This window comes from Neorhizobium sp. T25_13 (assembly GCF_002968675.1).
In the GTDB taxonomy this organism is placed as follows: Bacteria; Pseudomonadota; Alphaproteobacteria; order Rhizobiales; family Rhizobiaceae; genus Neorhizobium; species Neorhizobium tomejilense.
On sequence record NZ_PVBI01000029.1, the window covers coordinates 1 to 20,769 of the forward strand.

24 protein-coding genes are annotated in these 20,769 nt (G+C 59.6%); 17 read left to right on the forward strand and 7 right to left on the reverse strand.

Features of this window, described 5'->3' with window-relative positions; genetic code table 11:
- The 4 genes from trbG to C5J22_RS30230 all read left to right on the forward strand — a co-directional run.
- The coding region (gene trbG, locus C5J22_RS30215) for a P-type conjugative transfer protein TrbG (RefSeq protein ID WP_105441278.1) at positions 1-485 on the forward strand (485 nt) is incomplete at its 5' end.
- 3 nt (positions 486-488) lie between these two features.
- Positions 489-929, forward strand: coding sequence for a conjugal transfer protein TrbH (gene trbH, locus C5J22_RS30220; protein ID WP_105441279.1), 441 nt, complete (start codon positions 489-491; stop codon positions 927-929).
- 11 nt (positions 930-940) lie between these two features.
- Positions 941-2,239: an IncP-type conjugal transfer protein TrbI gene (gene trbI, locus C5J22_RS30225; RefSeq protein ID WP_105441280.1), complete on the forward strand. Its 1,299-nt coding sequence runs from the start codon at positions 941-943 to the stop codon at positions 2,237-2,239.
- A gap of 185 nt (positions 2,240-2,424) precedes the next feature.
- Positions 2,425-3,129 carry an autoinducer binding domain-containing protein gene (locus C5J22_RS30230; RefSeq protein WP_105441297.1) on the forward strand — a complete coding sequence of 235 codons (705 nt, stop codon included), beginning with the start codon at positions 2,425-2,427 and terminating at the stop codon, positions 3,127-3,129.
- A 3-nt stretch (positions 3,130-3,132) separates the two neighbouring features.
- Here C5J22_RS30230 and C5J22_RS30235 read toward each other — a convergent pair whose 3' ends face one another.
- Complete coding sequence (locus C5J22_RS30235; RefSeq protein ID WP_105441281.1) at positions 3,133-3,423, reverse strand: transcriptional repressor TraM; 291 nt, start codon at positions 3,421-3,423, stop codon at positions 3,133-3,135.
- 258 nt (positions 3,424-3,681) lie between these two features.
- Here C5J22_RS30235 and C5J22_RS30240 point away from each other — a divergent pair, with 258 nt between their 5' ends.
- From C5J22_RS30240 to C5J22_RS30255, 4 genes are all read left to right on the forward strand, one after another.
- The gene (locus tag C5J22_RS30240; RefSeq protein WP_040126052.1) at positions 3,682-3,930 is read left to right on the forward strand and encodes a helix-turn-helix domain-containing protein; all 249 of its coding nucleotides are present in this window, start codon (positions 3,682-3,684) and stop codon (positions 3,928-3,930) included.
- 118 nt (positions 3,931-4,048) lie between these two features.
- Positions 4,049-4,681, forward strand: coding sequence for a DUF433 domain-containing protein (locus tag C5J22_RS30245; RefSeq protein WP_105441282.1), 633 nt, complete (start codon positions 4,049-4,051; stop codon positions 4,679-4,681).
- Complete coding sequence (locus C5J22_RS30250) at positions 4,678-5,052, forward strand: DUF5615 family PIN-like protein (protein WP_105441283.1); 375 nt, start codon at positions 4,678-4,680, stop codon at positions 5,050-5,052. The genes C5J22_RS30245 and C5J22_RS30250 overlap by 4 nt, the downstream gene beginning before the upstream one ends.
- A gap of 425 nt (positions 5,053-5,477) precedes the next feature.
- On the forward strand, positions 5,478-5,852 hold the full coding sequence (locus tag C5J22_RS30255; RefSeq protein ID WP_105441284.1) for a DUF4087 domain-containing protein: 375 nt from the start codon (positions 5,478-5,480) through the stop codon (positions 5,850-5,852).
- Between the two features lie 73 nt (positions 5,853-5,925).
- On the opposite strand, the gene C5J22_RS30260 is transcribed toward C5J22_RS30255, so the two are convergent.
- From C5J22_RS30260 to traA, 4 genes are read right to left on the reverse strand one after another with little or no spacing between them, the layout of a single operon-like run.
- The gene (locus C5J22_RS30260; RefSeq protein WP_105441285.1) at positions 5,926-6,546 is read right to left on the reverse strand and encodes a TraH family protein; all 621 of its coding nucleotides are present in this window, start codon (positions 6,544-6,546) and stop codon (positions 5,926-5,928) included.
- Positions 6,547-6,562: 16 nt separating this feature from the next.
- A complete protein-coding gene (locus tag C5J22_RS30265) occupies positions 6,563-7,729 on the reverse strand; it encodes a conjugal transfer protein TraB (RefSeq protein ID WP_105441286.1) in 1,167 nt (388 codons plus the stop codon).
- Positions 7,719-8,255, reverse strand: coding sequence for a conjugative transfer signal peptidase TraF (traF, locus tag C5J22_RS30270; protein WP_105441287.1), 537 nt, complete (start codon positions 8,253-8,255; stop codon positions 7,719-7,721). The genes C5J22_RS30265 and traF overlap by 11 nt, the downstream gene beginning before the upstream one ends.
- A 26-nt stretch (positions 8,256-8,281) precedes the next feature.
- Entirely contained in the window at positions 8,282-11,608 is a 3,327-nt protein-coding gene (gene traA, locus C5J22_RS30275) for a Ti-type conjugative transfer relaxase TraA (RefSeq protein WP_105441288.1), read from the reverse strand.
- Positions 11,609-11,863: 255 nt separating this feature from the next.
- Here traA and traC point away from each other — a divergent pair, with 255 nt between their 5' ends.
- The 3 genes from traC to traG are packed head-to-tail and all read left to right on the forward strand — an operon-like array spanning position 11,864 to position 14,334.
- Entirely contained in the window at positions 11,864-12,160 is a 297-nt protein-coding gene (gene traC, locus C5J22_RS30280; protein ID WP_105441289.1) for a conjugal transfer protein TraC, read from the forward strand.
- Positions 12,161-12,164: 4 nt separating this feature from the next.
- Complete coding sequence (gene traD, locus C5J22_RS30285; RefSeq protein WP_105441290.1) at positions 12,165-12,380, forward strand: type IV conjugative transfer system coupling protein TraD; 216 nt, start codon at positions 12,165-12,167, stop codon at positions 12,378-12,380.
- Positions 12,367-14,334 (forward strand): Ti-type conjugative transfer system protein TraG, encoded by a 1,968-nt coding sequence (gene traG / locus C5J22_RS30290; protein WP_205837248.1) that lies wholly within the window; start codon positions 12,367-12,369, stop codon positions 14,332-14,334. Before traD ends, traG begins: the two co-directional genes overlap by 14 nt.
- 303 nt (positions 14,335-14,637) lie before the next feature.
- Here the strand turns inward: traG and C5J22_RS30295 are convergent, their stop codons facing one another.
- Complete coding sequence (locus C5J22_RS30295; RefSeq protein ID WP_105441291.1) at positions 14,638-14,922, reverse strand: hypothetical protein; 285 nt, start codon at positions 14,920-14,922, stop codon at positions 14,638-14,640.
- Positions 14,923-15,163: 241 nt separating this feature from the next.
- Between C5J22_RS30295 and C5J22_RS31870 the strand changes: the two genes are divergently transcribed.
- On the forward strand, positions 15,164-15,583 hold the full coding sequence (locus C5J22_RS31870; protein WP_245440608.1) for a hypothetical protein: 420 nt from the start codon (positions 15,164-15,166) through the stop codon (positions 15,581-15,583).
- A 1-nt stretch (position 15,584) separates the two neighbouring features.
- Here C5J22_RS31870 and C5J22_RS30305 read toward each other — a convergent pair whose 3' ends face one another.
- Positions 15,585-16,310, reverse strand: coding sequence for a Crp/Fnr family transcriptional regulator (locus tag C5J22_RS30305; RefSeq protein ID WP_105441292.1), 726 nt, complete (start codon positions 16,308-16,310; stop codon positions 15,585-15,587).
- A gap of 679 nt (positions 16,311-16,989) precedes the next feature.
- On the opposite strand from C5J22_RS30305, the gene C5J22_RS30310 reads away from it, so the two are divergent.
- From C5J22_RS30310 to C5J22_RS30330, 5 genes are all read left to right on the forward strand, one after another.
- Positions 16,990-17,304 (forward strand): helix-turn-helix transcriptional regulator, encoded by a 315-nt coding sequence (locus C5J22_RS30310; RefSeq protein WP_105441293.1) that lies wholly within the window; start codon positions 16,990-16,992, stop codon positions 17,302-17,304.
- Positions 17,301-17,660, forward strand: a complete 360-nt coding sequence (locus tag C5J22_RS30315) for an SRPBCC domain-containing protein (RefSeq protein WP_105441294.1) — start codon at positions 17,301-17,303, stop codon at positions 17,658-17,660. The genes C5J22_RS30310 and C5J22_RS30315 overlap by 4 nt, the downstream gene beginning before the upstream one ends.
- 45 nt (positions 17,661-17,705) lie before the next feature.
- A complete protein-coding gene (locus tag C5J22_RS30320) occupies positions 17,706-18,329 on the forward strand; it encodes an ATP-dependent Clp protease proteolytic subunit (protein ID WP_105441295.1) in 624 nt (207 codons plus the stop codon).
- 175 nt (positions 18,330-18,504) lie between these two features.
- Positions 18,505-19,551 (forward strand): IS110 family transposase, encoded by a 1,047-nt coding sequence (locus C5J22_RS30325; protein WP_105441300.1) that lies wholly within the window; start codon positions 18,505-18,507, stop codon positions 19,549-19,551.
- Between the two features lie 381 nt (positions 19,552-19,932).
- Positions 19,933-20,529 carry an HAD family phosphatase gene (locus C5J22_RS30330; RefSeq protein WP_172746838.1) on the forward strand — a complete coding sequence of 199 codons (597 nt, stop codon included), beginning with the start codon at positions 19,933-19,935 and terminating at the stop codon, positions 20,527-20,529.
- Positions 20,530-20,769 lie beyond the last annotated feature (240 nt).

The window sequence follows — 20,769 nt, forward strand, 5'->3', positions numbered from 1 at the left end:
CCATCCACCTGATCGTCAAACCCTCCGAACCTGGGCTTGTTACCTCGATGGTCGTCACGACGTCGCGGCGCACCTATCATATCCAGCTTAAGTCCCATCCCAGCCAATACATGGCGCGTGTCGGCTTCGAATATCCGGAGGACGTGTCGACCAAGCTCGCGGACATCAACGCCCGTCTCGAAACCGGCGGCATTCCGGGCACGGCACCGGACAAGCTGAACTTCTCCTACTCGGTGAGCGGCGGCGCATCGTGGAGGCCGAAGCGGGTCTATTCGGACGGGGTCAAGACCTACATCCAGTTCCCGAAGTCTATCTCCGGCCAGGACGCGCCGGTGCTGCTTGTCGTATCCGGTGGCCAGAACCGCATCGTCAATTACCGGATGAAGAACGACATTATGACGGTCGACTATACGATCGACAAGGCGATCCTCATTTCCGGCGTCGGTTGGCGGCAACAGAAGATTACCATCCGGCGGGGAGGCTGAACTATGCGGAAGCTTCTCCCACATTTCGTCGTGGCTGCGCTGCTCTCCAGCTGCCAAACGCCCGACGACGCGCTGACCACCAGCTCGACCCCAGTGGCCGTCACCGGACCGGCTGCAAGCGCCATCGCCGGCGACATGGCAAGTCGTCTGGCTGAACAGATCGGCCCGGCGGGCGCTACGACGACGATCAAAATGGAGAAGCACACCTCTGAGTTTGCGACAGCGCTCGAGGCGGCCCTGAAGGGGTGGGGCTACACGGTCGTCACGGACGGAAAGGTCGCCAAAGACAGCAAGCCGATCGAGCTTGCTTATGCGATCGACGGCTTCGACGGACAGGTGTTGGCGCGGCTCTCGACGCCAACAGTCGCTCTAGGCCGCGCCTATACCCCGACGGCAGCCGGCGCCACGCCGGCTAGTCCCCTTTCGATCATGCAGCGCAACTGACGGAGATTGAGATGGTCCAGTCGCTCCAGCTTGGCACGTCGAGTCAGGCCGACGCGAAGCAGGGCATGCGTCGGCTCAACCGCCTGCCGATCATCGTCGCAATCGGCGTCACCGTGCTGTTCGTCGGCGTCGTCGTGATTGGTCTGTCGCTACGCGGGTTTTCCTTCAATCGTGGCAACACCGAGAGTGTTTCCAACAATCCTGCGACCAGTTTCGGCGACCAGCTTAAGCGGGGTGTGACCGATGGCATTATCGGTGAGCCAGATAAGCAGGAGGTGTTTCAGCCGACCCCCGTCGTGGTCGAGAAAAGGGAAAAGCAGGAAACCTTCGTCGAGCGCCAACAAACAGATCGACAAGACCGCCGACAAAGGCTCGAATCCGAAGAAGAGTGGAAGGCTCGCCTGAAGCGAGTGCAGGATGAACAATATATGCGCGAGGCCCAGCGCCAACGCATGGCGCGTCTCCAGGCTCGTGCCACGGCGCTCGACTCTCCGCTCAAGGTAGACGTCTCCGACGTCGAGAAGGCCGCAAACTTTACGAACGACACGAGCCGACGGCTGACAAACGTCGCAGACGACAGCGCATCAGATCTCTATGCCGCCGCCCTGAAATCCGGCCTGATAGGGCAAACCGTCGATCAGAACGGGCAGCCGTCGAAAGAGGATTTCTTCAATCAGGACATCAAGGATCTCGGCTACCTGCCGAACCAGGTCGTGCCGCAGATGTCATCCAATGAATTGAAGCGCGGTTCTGTCGTCCCGGCGACATTGATTACTGGTCTGAACTCCGACCTGCCAGGGCGCATTACCGCCCAGGTCAGCCAGAACGTCTACGATAGCGCAACGGGATACCGCCTTCTCATCCCGCAGGGTTCGAAGTTGTTCGGTCGCTACGATTCCAAGGTCTCATTCGGCCAAGAACGGGTTCTTGTCGTCTGGACCGACCTCATTTTCCCTAACGGGTCTACTCTGCAGATCGGCGGCATGGCCGGCACGGACGCAGAAGGATATGGGGGCTTCCAGGACAAGGTCGACCGCCATCTCTGGAGAACCTTCGGGTCGGCGGCGCTGGTGGCAATCATCGGAACAGGGATCGATATGTCTATGCCCGAGAGTTCGACGCGGGCAAATCAGGATACCGCCTCGGATGCAGCACGCCGGAATTTTGCCGAGAGCTTTGGTCGCGTTGCCGAACAGACCATCTCGAAGAACCTGAACGTGCAGCCGACCATCCGCATCCGTCCGGGTTACAAGTTCAACGTCCTGGTCGATCAGGACATCATTTTTCCGTCCGTTTATGGCGTCCGCTAGACCGCGCCAGAATCTAAGAACCGGCCATTTCTTCGTGCTCCGCCAGGTGGGTGGCACCCGCACGCAAAATATATGTTTAAGTATCATGTTTTCGGCATGCGAGGCCTTGAACACTCGGAAAAGGAGAGTAGATTTACGATCTGCAACGAATGAGGACATGCAGCTGGGCAATAGGAGAAATGTCAGTGGACGGTGACCTTCGCTCTCTTATCGATATGACAGATGCCGCGCACGATGAACGTATGATCAAAAGTGCTCTCAAGACATTTTCCCACGCATGTGGCTTCGAACGTTTTGCTTACCTGCAGACTGAGGGACTGGAAGTCCGAACATTCAACTCCTACCCGGAGGAATGGCAGGGCGTTTATCTCGAAAGCCACTATTCCCGCATCGACCCCGTCGTCACGGAAGCCAAACGTCGCATGGAGATGTTTTCCTGGACCGCCGACAACTGGCCCGCTCGTAGATCCTCCCAACTCAAGTGCTTTCGGGAGCAGGCAATCGGTTACGGTATTCGGAGCGGGGTGACGATTCCCGTCGAAGGAAGCTTTGGCTCGACCATGATGCTCACGTTCGCATCTTCAGCGCAGGCGGCTGATGTTTCAAAGCTGCAGGATGCCCAAAAAGCGATCCAGGCGGTTCTGGCAATCCACTACCGCCTGAAAATCATCGCTGCGACGACGATTGTCGCTCCGAAACGGTTGCTTTCTTCAAGAGAAGCAGTGTGCCTGATGTGGGCGACGAAAGGCAAACATGCTCCGGAGATCGCAATGTTGACTGGTATCAATCCGAGGACAGTGCAGCACTACCTCGACAAAGCGCGCAGAAAACTGGAAGCGGCGACCGTTCCGCAACTTGTCGCAATCGCCAAGGACCACGGATTGGTATAGGGCTCATTCTTCGTCGTCTGGGGCAACTACAGGGACGTAGCCAAGGGCATCGATGATTTTCGACAGCGCCTCCTGCTGGGCCTCCGATTTCTTCTGACGCGCAACATACTCATCCTGCAGGCTTTTGAGTACGGCGGCGGAAACCGACGGATCGTCGCTCGCGCGGGTCCATTCCTCATACACAACTTCATCGGCGGCCATAAGATGGCGGTGCTCGCGGATTGCAGCGACCGCCAGCACTTCTAATTCTGACTGTTGCATCGAACTGTACCTAGATGAGCCGGTATCGTTCATCCGCTTCTCCCTATCCTCTGCTGCCGGGAAGCAAGGTTGCGGCGGTACCATCTCGCCCCAGTGGCACTACAACATCCGCTGAACGTCATCCATCCAACGGGCAACTGGATCCTGTGTAGATTCCTCTCGCAACTCTCACGCCAACGCGGAGGAGTTGCTCTGACCTGGGGAAGCTGCCTCGCAACTGGCTCGAATGACCTCGAGATTGTAGAGAATACTCCGTGGTAGGATACTCATCAAGGCGCTGTTCTCTCGATCATGGAGATCCGAGAGGTATTCGCGCGAAATTTGCGAGCTGCACGGCAGGCTAAAGGCTTGTCCCAGGAGGAACTCGCGCATCGCGCGGACATCGATCGCACCTACATCAGTTCGCTGGAGCGTAGCGTTTACAATGCAAGCATCGATGTCGTTGACCGTTTGGCGACAGTCTTGGGCATCGAAGCCTGTGAGTTGCTGAAGCGGCCTCCGAAGGAGCCACAGATGCCAACCGCCGAGCTTGACGATTAAGAGAGGTTGTCTTGCGGCTGCCGGGTTCATGCCCAGCCGGCAACGACGAGAATTCATTTATGCCAGCACATTGCAAATTGCCGGTGCATCATATATATTCTTTTGAAGGAGAATGATTATGGCTGCAGCACTTCGCGAATATACACCCACTGAGGCGGCTGCCGTGAGTGAGATCGGCATTAAGTCGGTACACAATGCGATCGACAAACGAATCATTGGAAGACCCTCTACCAGCCACCGAAGCCGCGCGATCACTGACGACGATCTGCTGCGCCTGAAGCTCTGGTTCGGCGTCGGTTCGATCCTTTCCGCCGAGCGCCGGAAGCGCCTCTTTGCCGCCATCGACGAAAATCCTGAAGCCGACACGGTCAGAGCGGACGACTATCTGATCGTCGACGTCGCGAGAGCGAGGGAGCACTTGGCCGCGCGCGGCGAAGCGCTCAGGGAAGCGGACAAGATCATCCACAGCGTGAAAGGCGTGGTTGGCGGCGAAGCCGTCTTCAAAGGCACGCGTGTTCCGGTCCGAACGATCGCTGCGATGAAATTGCAAGGCGCTGCCACGGACGAGATCGTCGAGGGCTATCCGGCTCTCACGGCCCGCATGGTGGACCTCGCCGAAATCTGGGTAGCAGCTCATCCTGCCCGTGGGCGGCCACGAAAGTTGTCGGAGCAGGGACTGAAAGTAAAGTCGGTGAAGCGCTTGCCTCTTGGAAAGGCCGGGACCGATAACCCTTCGGGCACGGCTTCGTGAAGTTTCTGATCGATGAATGCCTGCACACATCGCTCGTCGCCGTGGCTCAAAATCACGGCCACGATTGCTTTCACGTCAATTGGCTGGGCCTGAGCGGCGAGACCGACTGGGATCTGATGCCTCGGATCGTCGCGGAAGATTTCACCTTCGTGACGAACAATGCTCGTGACTTCAGGAAACTCCATGCGCGAGAGGATCTGCATGCGGGCCTGGTAATCATCGTTCCGCAGGTTCTGCCGGTGCAGCAGCGGGAATTGTTCACGCTCGTTCTGCACGAACTCGCCGGTTCTCCGGATCTGGTGAACGAGGTGATCGAAATCGCCATCGAAGAGGGCGAGGCTCTGCTGACACGCTATGCACTGCCAGAGTGAAGTTCAATTCCCGCCAATGCGGGACAGTTGATTAGAATCCCCGCGTGCCCAACGTCCTGCGCTGCCTCCAACGCCCCTCTTCCTCGGTGAGGCGTATGTCTTTGCTTTGCTGCGAGATGCGCAGACCGCCGCATCCTTGAAGACCTTTGGTAGCGCGTTGACCCAACCAAGCTGAACCCTCGTGAGGGCACATTTTCGTACTGGCTGGCCTCCGCAACAAGCTTAAACATTATGCATCTGGGTCACACTAATTTTAAGCATCGGAAACACACTAATTTCCTGCTTTTTGGCTCGCGCTAAATGGGTGGCCAACCCGATTGATTTCCAGATAGGCTGCTGTTCCGCTCGATGTCGGTTGCCGACATCCGCCTGAAACATTCCCACCGATACTGACGGTGCGCCGCTTCCTTACGTTTGGACCTGTTATGAAGATCATGCTCGCCACCTTCGTCGCATTGACTGCGACCACCGCAGCGCACGCCGAAAGGCGCTGCGGCTGGCTTAGCAACCCGGCCACGGCCAAGTGGGAACTCTACGACGCGCAAGGTGGGTGGGAGATAATGTTCCGCGGAGGCGACGGCCATGCCGCCCAAGGCATGGATAAGATTCCTGATCTGACGACCGGCGAATACGTCCGCACCTTTGCGATTCACGGTTATGCCTGTGCCTGCTTGAACGTCGACATCGATACCAGCACCACTGAACACATCATTTCCCGCATCTATTCGGTCAAGCAGCTACCGCTCGCGAAATGCCGAGATGATCCCGCTGTCCAGTATTTCCTTCAAAATGACAACTAGGCAGCGCCGCCGTTCACTAAATTTTGGTTCTCGCTCGACCGAATAGGCGTCACGGGAAAAGACGAATTCAACGCTATTGCCGGCCGCCAATGCGAGATAGATCGACCCGTATCCCCGCAGTGCCAATTTTCTTTTCGTCCGAAGGTTCTGCCTCAGCCTGCAGCGGAGCCCCGGCATCGACCGTGTCCGCCTCCGATTTATCGGCCCGCGGTTCCTCTTGGTTGGCCGGCGACCCGCCAGGGTCCTCCGCCTGAAACACGCTCACGCCCTCGAACTCACCGGTCTTCCATGCGTAAATCGCATCCTCGAAAATCTGCGGGAAGACGTCTTTGTTCTTGGGGTTGCCATACCATTTCGCAACGATCCTGAGGACCTTGGCGAACATCGCCGTGCCCTGGCGGAGGTTCAGGCAGGCATCGACAAGGTCTGGTTTCAGATCCGCCGGTTCCTTGACGCCAACGCCTGCGGGAAACTGTGTCAGGCCAACGCGGACGACCGCCTGACCAGCATATTGCCGCACGATCGCCATTGCCTCGTCCGCCGTCCTGGCTTTCGGCACGAGGATCAATCGGCCACCCGATTTGACGGTGACGGCAAGGGGATCATCTGAGCCCGCCGCCGCCACGAACTGCTCGACGATCGCGGGCTTGAGGGAGGGGTCGGCACATTCTTTGATCAGGGCGGCGTCGAGCATGGGGCCTCCTTGGCGCTCAGGTGTTGAAGGCGGTAACAAGCGGTTTTGCGAAGAGCGTCGCCCAGGCGGTGGTAGCGGCGCGCTGGATGGCCACGATCGACGTCCCATCGGTCCACCAGCCGTTTCCGACGGCGATAACAAGGTCCGGATCGTAGAGCATGGACTGGAGGATCGGCCAAACGATCAGTTGCTCGTAGCAGATCAGTGGCGCTGCTCGGCCGGCACCGATCGGGACGACCGGGTTCGCAAAAAAATCCGCCCTGGCACCGCCACTCTCCACGAACAAGAAACGCCACGGCTGCCACATCGAGCCGGGAACCGGCATGCGTTCGCGATAGAGGATGCTGCTTCCGCCCTTCTCGTCGATCGCGACGAGGACATTGTCATAGCCGATGGCATCGAGCGCCGTGGCGCCGGCGATGACCGTCGCATCGGTATCGCCGGACGCGCTCGTCCAGAGCCGCGCCACGGTCGGTGTCCAGAAGCCGAGCGCAGTTTCCGGCAGTACCACAAAGCGTGCGCCATCGCTGGCCGCATTCCGCACCGTTGCGATCAGGTCACGCTGGCGGTGAAGATCGACGTCCCGACCGAGCGAAGCGCCCGATTCGAGGTCGACACCGCGCCAGCCATTGGGTAGATGCGGCTCGGTCCACGATGCGGCGGACCACAGCCAAAGGCCTGCGAAGGCGATGGCGACAGCTGGCCAAATGCGGGTTACGAGGCCTACGAGGCCAGCTGTCATGAAGCCAAGGCCCCACCATCCCCATCCCGGGAACAGAGCACCCGCAGCCGTGACAGGGTGCGCCCAGCCCGTGATGCCGAATGGCGGGATCGACATGATGATGGCCGCCAGAAGATAGCGAATCGGGCGAACTCCGCTGTTCTTCGTCCAGAGGACGGTATGCACGGCAACGAAGCTCAAAGACGCACACAGCCAGAGCAGAAGGCCCGGCCAGATGTCAGACGAATAGAACGCCGCTACGCCTTGCGGCAAACCACGCGACGCGGCCAGGAAATATCCGGCGGAGACAAGTGCCGCGACCAATCTCGTTCGCGCGATCGACCAAAGAACCGGAAACCCCAGCGCGACGGGAAGAAGCAAGACATGGCCGCTCCAGCCCACCACGCCGACCGCAATCGAAGCGAATATCAGCACCACCGGCCGAAGGTAATCACGGCACATAGGTGAACACCTCCTGCGCCAGGCCGAGGATGCCGGAAGCTGGCACCGGACCGAAGTATCGGGAGTCGTAGGAGCCGGGGAATGCGGAATGCAGGAAGACATATCCTGGCGGGACGATGCCGCTTGGAATGGGCGTCAACGGCCGGCCTTTTCCATCTCGTAGTGCGAGACTGGAAGAGGAAACGCGCCGCCCATCCACGCTCACGCTGGCGCCGATTTCGACATGCTGTCCTGCAACGGCGATCACTATCTTGATCAACGGTGCGACGCCGCTCGGGCAGAAACCAGAACGGAGATAGCCTCGTGCCCTCGCTGCCCGCATCGCCGCCGTTCCCGGCGGGCAGATGAACAGGAGGTCGCCGACTGCTGCCGGTCGATGAAGCGGGATAATGCGCCACAGGCCGAGTGGCTCGCTCGGTGTCAGATTGATGCGGTAGCCGCCGGCGACGGCAGTCATCACCAGCAGGATGGCGGCCACCGTCGCCATCGACAGAACCACAATGGCTCCTCGTTGTTGCGCGGTCATCGCCCGGGGCGTTCCAGTTCCCGTCGTCATTTCAGCGAGAGCCCTTGGCTCTTCGTCTGACGCAGCGTCTCAGCCTGCTTGAGCGCTTCCGTCGTTCGTTCATTAGCGGCAAGTTGCTGGACCGTACGCATGGAATTCCACGCAGACTGGACCTCCGCCTTCTGGCCGGCCGTCATTCCTGCTGTGACGGTCTCGAAAGTCTTGCCATCAGTGTCTTTCGCAGCCAAAGGCAGGAAGGTCCGTTCCCCGAAACGTTCGGACACCGCCTTGGCGAAACCTTCGAGTTCTGCCTTTACCATTTTGTCGGCGAGCGCGTATTCGAGGCTTGCGGACAAATCGTTGCGATCGATCGCATCGCGCACGCGTTCAAGCGTTTGCTTGGCAGATGGGGAAAGCGCCGGGATATCGACCGAAACCTTGAGTCGGACCGCGCGCTCCTCCGTCTCATGTTTGAACTCGGCCTCGGCCCGCTCACGAAGGTAGCGTTCAAGATTTCGGGCGAGCGCCGGTACATTGGCGAGCGCTTTTTCCCTGTCCTGCTTTTCGGCACGGCTGGCGAGAAGACCGGTCTTGCCCTTCAGCGCGCCAAAGCTCTCTGGCTCGCCGGCAATCCTTGCCAGGGTCGACTGCGCGACCGACTGGTCCTTCAACATGGTATCGACATTGATGGCCTTGAAGGCCGCTTCCGGCTGCGCGTAGACGAGATGGAAGCGCGTCGAGACGTCCTCCCATTGCCTCTTGAGCCCGGGATCGGCTGCGAGCTTGTCTTCGACAGCCTGGTCGAGCGATTTAGGGAAGGTGGTGATGCCTGATACCATGGGCTTGGCCTCCTTGATTGTGTCCGGGATGGATTGCTTGTTGCTGCTGCGGACCAGTCCAAATGCCGCACCGATGGCGGCTAGACGGGCGCCGAGATCGGCGAGCTTCTGTTTCTGCCGGACGGCCCATTGAAGGCGATCGTGTGCGATCGTGCGGGCGACGTTGACAAGATGAAGGCCCCGCGCTTCCGCGAAGCGCAGCGCTTGGCCGTAGAACGACGCCTTCTCGTAATCGAGGGTCGTCTCCTTGGCGTTCTGGCGCGACAGCATCGGGATGAGGCCGCCGGATTTCGCGAAGGAGCGACTGCCGTAGTAGACAGCGAGATCCTCGCGATGGCGCGTCATGGCCACATAGGTGAGATGACGATCGAGAGACAGCGAGGCCAACACCTTCACCCGGTCGACGGTAGCGCCTTGGGCTTTGTGGATCGTCGTGGCATAGCCGTGATCGAGGTTGTTGTAGAAGCGCTGCTCGATCGTCACCTGGCGACGATGTTCACCTTCGCCGATCTCAGCGACGATCCGGCCGGGTGCAGCCTCAAGCACCTTTGCGAGCATGCCGTTCTTGACGCCAAGGCTGCCCTCGTTCTTGAGGAACACGATTTGGTCGCCGGTGGCGAACATGCGGGTTCCGTCCTCGGTCTTGAACAGTGATCCTTCTGCGACGACGCCGCGTTCGACCAGCTTGGCGCGCGCCATATCGTTGAGCATTCGGACGTCGCGGCGAAGGTGTGCGAGGATCAGGCTGGTCTTCGAAGGATCGTAGTCGCGGTCCCACGCTGCGATCAGGCTCCCGACCGCGTCGTCCTTCAGTCTCAAACCAATCATTCGACCATGGGCGGTGTAGGCGTCGACAGCCCTGCGGACATTGCCATGCGCGAGATCGAGCGAGGCGTCGCGCATCCATTGCTGGTGCTGGCGATAGATCGTCTCGAGTTCGGCATAGCCGATCCGGTCGGCGATCGCGCGGAAGGCGGCACCCGCTTCGATCGGATGCAGCTGTTCTGGATCGCCAACAAGGACGAGTTTGGCGGCGGCTTTGGTGACGACTTCGACCAACAGCGCCATCTGTCGCGACGACACCATGCCGGCTTCGTCGAGTACGAAGACAGTTTTGTCGTCGAGCTGGTTGCGACCCTGGTTCCAGCGAAGCTCCCAGGACGACAGCGTGCGGGAAACAATGCCCGCTTCCTTCTCCAAACCTTCGGCGGCTTTGCCCGCCAACGCTCCGCCCACCACGCGATAGCCGGACGTTTCCCACGCCTCGCGTGCCGCCTTCATCATCGTGGTCTTGCCGGCGCCGGCGCGGCCAATGACGGCGGCAATGCGCGCGGCCCCAGCGACATGCTCGATCGCCGTTCGCTGCTCATCCGACAGACGGGAATGGCGCTCAAAGGTCGCGTGCAGCACAGGCTCACGGACGCCGTTGGAGGTGCTGCCGGAGAGCCAGATCGCGCGATTGGCCATTTCGGCTTCAAGCCGGATCATCTCGCGCGTGGTATACTTCGCGGGTTCCCGAATACCGGTCGCAAAGTTGATGCGCTCGCGTTCGAGCCGAAGCGCTTCCGGATTTTGCAGAATGCGGACCATCAGCCTTTGGAACAGCGCGGCATCGTCGATATAGCGATACAGGACCTTCGCGACGTCGCGTTCGTCGAAGACGCTCTTCTCCCGCATGATCAGGTCGAGCACGATTTCGGGACGGCGCTGGATGCGGCGGGCGTTCTCGCTGCGGCGCTCCTCCTGAAGCTCGATGCGTTCGAGTTTGGAAGCCGAGGTCTCAGACTTGTGGTCGGATTGCTCGGCCTTGCGCTCGATAGCCTTAGTGCCGACGCCTAGGTGAATGGTCGGCTCAAGGTCGATGCCCTGCTTTTCGAAGGAACGGCCGTCGATGCGGATATCGAGGCCGGCGAGCGCCAGATGCCTGTTCTGGCAGGCAAACCAGCCGTCGCGCAACGCATTGAAATCCTCAGTGCTGCCGGCCCATAGCTCATAGACGATCTTGCCGGCGTCATTGCGGATCGGCTTGCCCTTCGGGGCGAGAACCGCGACCTTCTTTGAGCCGAACCCGTCCTCGGTGAGCGGCCGCAATGTCGTCATCAGATGCACATGCGGGTTGCCTGGGGCGTTGTGATAGACCCAGTCGGCGACCATGCCCTTCGCGGTGATGTGGCTCGCCACAAAGTCGCGCATGAGCGCGATGTTCTGCTCGGCCGTCAGCTCGAGTGGCAGGGCTATGGTGACGTCCTTGGCGAGTTGCGCGTCGGATCGTTTCTCGAAACCCTCCACCTTGTTCCAGAAGGCCTCGGATGCGCCGGCGACCGAGCGATCGGCAATCATGCTGCGCACCCATTCCGGCGCGTCGGCAGGGATCACGAATTCCTCATGCAGGAGCCTCTGCTTTCGGGTGTAGTCGATCGTCCGGGCTTCGCGCTCGTAGTCCATCTTGGCGCAGTGCCGGTAGGCCGCCGACAGGACGGCGCTGCGGCCGGAGCCACGGGCGACGATGCTGACAGAGAAATGTGGGACGGCCACGGCGAAGTTCTTTCCCGGTTGCGAACGAAATCGATGCGTTCGTTGGGAGCGGCGGCCCCGCCAGGCACTCTCGGCAAGGGCGTCGCGCCAGCGACGTATAATTGCGCCCTTGGAAGCCGATCCTTCGGAACGGCCGGGATGATCCACCAAAGCATCGCCGTTGGCGATTGTAGGATTCACAGTAGTGCGTCCCGCACTCCCTTCGGAAAAACTGGGTTCGGAAGACAAGCTTTCTCACCCAGGAGACGATCGGAAATGAAGAAGCCACCCTCGAAAATCCGTGATGAAATCGCCAAGCTGCAGGAACAGCTCAAACTCGCCGAGACTAGGGAAGCGGAACGCATCGGCCGGATCGCGCTCAAGGCGGGCCTCGGCGAGATCGAAATCGACGAGGCGGAGCTTCAGGCTGCGTTTGAGCAACTGACCAAACGGTTTCGCGGAGGGCAGGGCGTTACGACCGGAGGGAAGAAGGGCACCGGCGACAGCAGCGGCGCAACGTCGACCGCGGCGGTCGCGTCTGGCGCGGCGGCGGGCGGGACTGGCGAGGCTTGAACGGATGGTGAGGACTATGACATCCGACGCCCGCAAGAAGGATACGCGGGAGAAGATCGAGCTCGGCGGCCTGATCGTCAAGGCAGGACTGCGCTATGAGAAGCGCGCGCTGTTGCTGGGTGTGCTTCTCGATGCCGCCCGCCGCATCAAAGGCGACGAGGGCGAGCGCTCCAGGCTCACGGCAATCGGCGTTGAGGCCTTCGGCAATGACGATCAATAGGATTGCGCTCGTTGTCGGGCCAGCGGCGTTGATGATCCTGGTCGTCATCGGAATGACCGGGATCGAGCAGTGGCTCTCAGGCTTCGGAAAGACCGAGGCCGCGCGACTGGCATGGGGACGGGCGGGGATCGCCTTGCCCTATGTCGCCGGTGCGGCGATCGGAATTCTGTTGCTGTTCGCGAGCGCCGGCGCGATCAACATAAAGCAGACAGGTTGGGGTGTCCTTGCCGGATGCTGCGGGACGATCCTGATCGCGGCTACACGCGAAACGATGCGCCTTGCCGCTTTCATGAAGACGCCCGCCGACCAGTCGGTCTTGGCCTTTCTCGACCCGGCAACGTCGATCGGCATAGGGGCCGCGTTCACGTGTGCCTGCTTCGCACTTCGCGTGGCGTCCATCGGCAATGCTGCATTCGCAAGGGCGGAGCCGAAGCGCATTCAGGGCAAGCGGGCCCTGCATGGCGAAGCAGATTGGATGAAGCTCACAGAGGCGGCTAAGTTGTTTCCCGATGCTGGTGGCATCGTCATCGGCGAGCGCTATCGGGTCGACAAAGACAATGTCGGCGCCCGAGTGTTTCGCGCCGACAGCGCCGAGACCTGGGGCGCCGGCGGCAAGTCGCCGTTGCTCTGCTTCGATGGCTCGTTCGGCTCGTCGCACGGGATCGTCTTTGCCGGCTCCGGCGGTTTCAAGACGACGTCAGTGACGATCCCAACGGCACTCAAATGGGGCGGCACGCTGATCGTGCTGGATCCATCGAATGAGGTCGCACCGATGGTTTCCGCGCATCGCGGCGGAGCGGGAAGGGACGTGTTCGTACTCGATCCCAGGAAGCCGGAAATCGGCTTTAACGTTCTGGACTGGGTCGGCCGTTTCGGCGGAACGAAGGAAGAGGATATCGCCTCCGTCGCCTCATGGATCATGAGCGACAACGGCGGCGCGCGCGGTGTCCGTGACGACTTCTTTCGAGCGTCAGCTCTCCAGTTGCTGACGGCGCTCATCGCCGACGTCTGCTTATCCGGTCACACGGACGAGAAGGAGCAGACGCTTCGGCAGGTGCGCATGAATCTCTCGGAGCCTGAGCCGACATTGCGCAAGCGGCTGCAAGACATCTACGACAATTCCGGCTCGGATTTCGTAAAGGAGAACGTCGCAGCCTTCGTCAACATGACGCCGGAAACCTTCTCCGGCGTCTACGCCAATGCGGTCAAGGAAACGCACTGGCTTTCCTATCCGAACTATGCCGCACTCGTGTCGGGAAAGAAGTTCTCGACGAGCGACATCGCGGCAGGGAATACGGACGTCTTTATCAACATCGACCTCAAGACCTTGGAGACCCATTCCGGTCTTGCGCGGGTCATCATCGGCTCGTTTCTGAATGCGATCTACAATCGCGACGGACAAATAACGGGGCGCGCGCTGTTTCTCCTCGATGAGGTCGCCCGCCTCGGCTACATGCGGATTATCGAGACCGCCCGCGACGCCGGACGCAAATATGGCATCACGCTGACGATGATCTACCAGTCGATCGGGCAGATGCGCGAAACCTATGGCGGTCGCGACGCGGCAAGCAAGTGGTTCGAGAGTGCCAGCTGGATTTCGTTCGCCGCGATCAACGATCCCGAGACCGCCGATTATATATCGAAACGCTGCGGCATGACGACGGTCGAGATCGACCAGGTCAGCCGCAGTTTCCAGGCAAAGGGATCATCGCGAACACGCTCGAAGCAGCTCGCTGCCAGACCACTCATCCAGCCCCATGAAGTTCTGCGCATGCGTGCCGACGAACAGATCGTCTTCACCGCAGGAAACGCGCCCCTCCGATGCGGACGGGCCATCTGGTTCCGGCGCGACGACATGAAGGCATGCGTCGGCACGAACAGGTTTCACACGATCGGGGATGCGCCAAAGCCTGCCCGATCCAATCCGGCCCGCAGTGCAATGGAGCAATCCTGATCCAAAAACACGTGATTATCAGAGATCGGCGACAGGAATATCTTGAACGGAACACTTCATTGATGGCTTCCGGAACCAAGACCCTCGGCCAGTATATCGCCTGCATCATCCGAAATCCGCACGCTCCAGAGCGTGTACTCTCGGCGTGTCCGGAGACGATCGGCTGCCAAGTCACGATGCCCTGTCTGGTCCTGGTCTTCACAGCCTCAAGATCGGGAAGTTCCGATCCGTCCGGGTGCCCGATGCAATCTCTCAAGTAATCGAGATGAAAGAAACACCTCTGCACTGCTCGCATCGCTGCGCTTAGACGCCGGGAGATGCTCCATGACACGCATCCGCCGCAACTTTAGCACGGGCTGCCGGGCTGTTGAATACGTTGGAGCTGGCGAGAAATGTGGCAATGCCTGCTAGATGCTCCGGGTCCCTTAGGCCACGTTTGTAGTAGCGGAAGATGATCCACGCGAGCAACTCTTCTTCGACTTCATCAGCTCCGTCGTTGAGGGCGATAGCAAGTCGCATTGCTTCTCGCATTGCCTTGAGGTCAGGCTCCAGCATCACATTCGGAAAAAACCTCCAATGATCCGACATCGGTGCACCTCACGAATTTGGACAAGATGAGGAACACTACATCATTCTCCGAGGATGTCTGGTTGCGTGCGATAGCGCACAGATGCCAGCCTTCAAAGGCTCGCGCGTGCCTCTCCCAACACGCGCGAGCCTCGTCCTAAAGCGCAGGTTGGGACAAGGACTTCAGGAAAACTGAACCTACTCAGCACCACCCCGCCAGCAACTTAGCAATTGTAGGTAGGCGACGGGGGCAGGGAGACCCTTGATACCGGATACCGACCGCGGACGACGAGTTATTCCCGATCGTGTAGGTTACCTTCTCCGGCGGCTGCCAACCCGGCAATTCTTGACCGAAACTCCACCGTCCTTTATTTTTCCGGAAGCACCGGAAGACGCCGCGCGTGCGTACGATCGAATGTCGTCATCGAACGCGAAGGTTCCGATGCCCAGATACTATTTCAATATCGTAACCGGAGACGGCATTCGGGAAGACCTGGAAGGAAGCGAACTTCTGGATCTTGACCATGCTCGCGTCGAAGCCATCAAGGATGCACGCGCCCTCATGAGCGACGCCATCCTGCAGGGCCAGGACATCTCTTCAAGGCGGCTGGAGATTTCAAACGAGGCTGGGGACGTCTTGCTGACTGTGGCATTCGCCGATGCGATCAAGCCAGTGGCTTGAACTACCTTACCCTCGATGGCAGGCCGAGCACCTTTTCGTATTCCCGCTCCGGAATGCCATAGCAACCGCCAGCGATGTCTAGGAGCGTGTCGCGACTGAGGACGCGGACGTTGCCGCGGGTTGCTCGGATGGCGTGCCTGCCCTCCAGGATGTGAAGATGATCCGTCACTCCGGAGCGGCGAACGCCAAGCATTAGTGCCAGGAACTCATGCGTCACCGCAAGGTTGTCGCCGTCGAGACGGTCATGACACATCAAAAGCCAGCGTGCGAGCCGCTCCTGCACGTTGTAGCGGGCGTTCGCCAGCGCCGAGTGGGCAAGCTGCAAAATGGTCGTGTGAACATAGCGGAGAAAGAATTCACGGGTCTCACGATCAGAGACGACGGCCTCAGTGAACACGTTCAAAGGGACACGTATTGCCGACCCCTCAACCTGCATGAAGGTTCGGCCAGGCGTCGCAGGTACGGCAAGCATGACATGCATACCAGATGCGCCTTCACGTCCGATGTGTCCGACCTCAATAGCCTCGCCGTCTGAACTCGTCGCGACTACCGAGGCGAGCCCGTCCTCAAGAAAATAGATGTGGCTAGGGGCGACTCCGTCTTCGACCAACACGAATCTCAGCGGCAGGGCGACCCGTTCCATTTCGGCCGACAAGCGAGCGAAGATGTGAGGGCTAACCGTCCTCAGGAGGGTGTTTCGGGTCGTGGATTGTTCGAAGGTAGTCATGGCGGCTCCATCTGCGGAGCCTGGGTGCTACCAAACGCCAAAGTGATTGGTAAAACTACGGAGCAAAAACGGGATTGGCCACCGCGAGACGAAGTCTGTACGATTTCGACATAAGTGGGCTAAACCATTGCTTATGAAAAACAATCCGTCCGGCGATGAGTGATCGTCCGATTGTCCGTTTTCGCATACGCCCTAGTGTACTCCCTTTTCCGGCGGTTTGTCGGATTAATCGTCAATTCACGCCTCCCGTGACGTCCTCACCCTATTATGGGCTCGGTGTCCGTACGCTGAATTATCTGACGGAATGTGAGCTGCATACTGCTGATTTTATTGCAGCCCGATGACCCAAACAGTGCGAACGTTCTTGCGGTATCGTCCTTGGTCACGGCGGTCGTTTCCCGCCAGGCTCCGGAAAACCCTACGGCGCTATATATGGGAGCGCGGGTTTCCTCCGCTTGGCTACCGCGCGCCTGCGGCCCGCTGCGGTCGGAAAACGAAATGGACAGCGCTGCGCGCAGACTTTGGCCGCCGATCGCGCCTCGGCTACGTGAAGGATTGGCCGCGCCAAGATCAGCACCACAGACGAGGCGGGACGGGAGAGAATCTCGCCACCACGAAGTTCCGGCGCGTTCGCGAAGCAGGCTTGCGAATGACATAAGTCTGTGCTTATGTGATATCCATGATCGAACATGACATTTTCCGCGCTCTGGCGGACCCGACCCGCCGCACGATCTTCGAGAAGCTGGCGACCGGCAGCATGAACGCCAGCGCGCTCCGCCAGGGCATGGATATCAGCCAACCGGCCATGTCCCAGCATCTCGCCGTGTTGCGCGCCGCCAGGCTGGTGCGGGAACAAAAGGAGGGCCGTTTCGTGAATTACGAGGTCGATCCAGATGGGCTCGCCCTCATCGCTCAGTGGCTGGCCAAATATCGCGCCTACTGGCCGGATCGCATCGACGCTCTCAAGCTCTTGCTGAAGGATATGGATCAATGACCGACCAAATGACCAAGGTGCAGGAAAGCGGGTTCGAACAGCACTATGATCTCGATGCACCGCCAGAAAAGGTCTGGCGCGCAATCAGCATCTCCGAGTTTCGGGAGAAATGGCTGCCGAAGGACATGCTCGCCGATCCGGAACCGGTTTCCGTGACACCCGGCGAGCGGGTTCGCTACAGGCTGCGCGACGGCACCCCGCCATTCCTCGAAAGCTTCGTCACCTTCGCGATCGCCCCGAATGCAGCGGGTGGAACGAGCCTGCGGATCCTCCATGAACTAACCGGCACCACCATCGAGCGGTTGTCGAGAGCCGTCGCCAACGCCAACAGCCCGCCCCTAATGCTCGCCGCCTGACGCGGCCAGCCTCACCCCATCAACGCTGAAGATTGGAGTTCGCCGATGCGCGAAGCGATGCAACTCGTCCCTATGGTCATCGAACAATCCTCGAGAGGGGAGCGATCCTTCGACATCTACTCCCGTCTGCTTCGCGAGAGGATCATCTTCCTCAACGGCGAGGTAAACGACACCGTATCGGCGCTCGTTTGCGCACAATTGCTGTTTCTTGAGGCGGAAAACCCCAAGAGACCGATCCATCTCTATATCAATTCGCCAGGTGGCGTCGTGACCAGCGGTCTCGCGATGTACGATACCATGCGTTACATTCGCGCGCCGGTGCACACGCTCTGCATGGGGACGGCCCGCTCGATGGGCTCGTTCCTGTTGATGTCAGGCGAGCCGGGCGAGCGCACTGCGCTTCCAAACGCCAGCATCCATATTCACCAGCCTTTGGGTGGCTTTCAGGGACAGGCATCGGACGTGTTCATCCATGCCGAGGAAATGAGGCGAACGAAACACCGCATGACACGGCTGTATGCCGAGCATTGCGGCCGCTCCTATGACGAATTCGAGCGCGCGATGGACCGCGACCGCTTCATGACAGCGGAAGAGGCAGTGGAGTGGGGCCTTGTCGACCGTATTCTCCAGGTTCGGGAAGACGCCACCGACCATGCAGGCACAACGTAAAGCGAGCCCGGCGCGAGCCGGAAACAATGAAGAGCATCGGAGAAATCAGCATAGATGGGCTAATCGGCTCCGTGCCCCATCTCATCCGTTCGGAAGAAGGAGCTGCATCGCACTGCCGATGATACAGGTAACCTGTCGGAAAGCAGGCACAACCATCATGCAGAGGAGCGCAGCCATGAAACACTATGCCGGCCTCGATGTCTCGGTCAAAGAAACGAGCATTTGCATCGTCGATGAATGCGGGAAAATATGCCGTGAGCGGAAGGTGGTCTCTCATCCCGATGACCTTATTGCGATCCTGAGTGATCCGGCGTTCAGCATGGACAGGGTCGGCATTGAGGCAGGCCCGTTGTCGCAGTGGCTTTTTGACGGACTCGCAAAGGCTGGCCTCCCCGTGTGCTGCATTGAGACGCGCCACACGAAAGCGTTCCTGGATGCCCTCCAACAGAACAAAAGCGACCGGAACGATGCTCGCGGGATCGCCCATATGATGCGAGTCGGGCTATTCAAGGACGTGCATGTGAAGACCCTCACCAGCCAGAAGCGCCGCGCATTGCTAACGGCCCGATCGCTACTGCAAGAGAAGGCGATCGATTTGGAGAACGAGATGCGTGGACTCCTGCGCAACTTCGGACTGAAAGTTGGGCGGGCCTCGGGCGGTGCGTTTGAGGGAAGAATACTTGAACTCGTCGAACACGACGCCGAGCTCAGGGAAATCATGGAGCCATTGCTCGCAGGACGGCGCAAGCTGCGCGAAGGTCTTGCCAAAATTGAAAAGAAGGTTTTAGCCGAGGCGAAGCAGGACGAGGTTTGCAAGCGATTGATGACGGTCCCTGGCGTTGGGCCAATCGTCTCGCTCGCCTATGTCTCGACAATCGATATTCCCAGCAGGTTCCGTCATTCTCGATCGGTCGGAGCAATACTGGGTCTTACGCCCGTGCTGAAACAGTCCGGCGAAATGAGCCGAGTCGGCCACGTCTCTCTGCGCGGGGACGCCATGATGCGGCGACTGCTCTTTGAGGCCGCCCAGTCGATGATGACGCGCGTGGTCAAATGGTGCTGGCTGAAGGCGTGGGCCATGAACATCGCCAAGCGGCACGGCAGCAAGAAAGCTAAGGTCGCCTTGGCACGTCGTCTTGCGGTCGTCATGCATCGGATGTGGGTAGATGGTTCAGAGTTTCGCTGGACAAGGGAGGACTCAGTATCAACTGCCGTTGCATGACAGTCAGGCACGAAGACGAGCAAAAAATTCGAGTTCAAGGTTCCGCGTTGTAGCGGGAGACGTCCTTCGCGGACGATGGTGATGTGAGTTCGTGCCGGCGCTTATACCGATGATCCGTCATCAGGATGCAGCATAGATTGGACCGCATTATCTACTGGACCCCATCATGGGAGGGCCGAATGGCGATCCCGGAGAGAAGCGCGGGCCGCGAAACGATGTTGAACGCTACACGAGTTATGCGCAGACAGGGGCTGCTGCCTTGATGGACGAACCTTGGGGGCCAAGACGCGCCAGAGGCGGCCGTTGCGTGAAACCTCGTCTCTGCTTACCATGACCGGTGGTTCGAGCACCGAAAGGAGACCCACAATTACCGGGATCAGATTGGCCGCGTTCGATGTCGATGGCACCCTACTACGCGGCGAAAACATCTGCGGATGTATCGCTCGAAATATTGGTCGCTCAAACGAGATGAACGCCTTCGAACTCCTACGATCTCGTGAGGAGATCATCGCGGGTCGCGATACTATGCTCCAATGGTATCTGCCTTTCGGTCAGGCGAATTTGACCAAGCATCTGATCGAGCTTCGGCTCGCGCCCGGCGTGAAAGAGGGGTTTGCCCGCCTGAAGAAAGCCGGGATCAAAACGGCTCTCGTTTCGATAACTTGGGCATTCGCCGTCGATTGGCTCGCTGCCGAATTGGACGCGGACTACGCTGTCGGTACGGGATGGCAGACCGACGACACGGTCCGGCATTTTTGGCCTGAGGACAAGGCAAGCTATCTCGAAGCTCTTCTATCTGAACTGAACCTCGGCCCGAAGGCTCTCGCAGCCACAGGTGACTCTTGGGGTGATATCCCCATGCTCAACCTGGCGTCCAAAAGCTACTTCGTAGGATACGATCTGCCGCCAGGGCTAAGCCACGCTGAGCATTGGCCGGATGCAAATATCGACCGGGTCGTCTCAAGCATCCTCGCATGAGATGCTTGATGATTGCTACGGGCCAACCTCGGACGGAAATCTGCCCAGAGCAGGCCTACGATAGGTTCGAAACAGCTTGACCTCACCCCGCCGATTAGAGAAGCGCCGGACGCAGTCCGGGATTTCGGGAATTCTCGACGCGCGAAGAGCGGACCAAAGGGCAGCCGCAGGAGCTTCAACAGAGTGGCCCGAAGGGGAAGCGGGACCGACTGCCCCCGCTCTTTGCACTCCGTTTTTCAC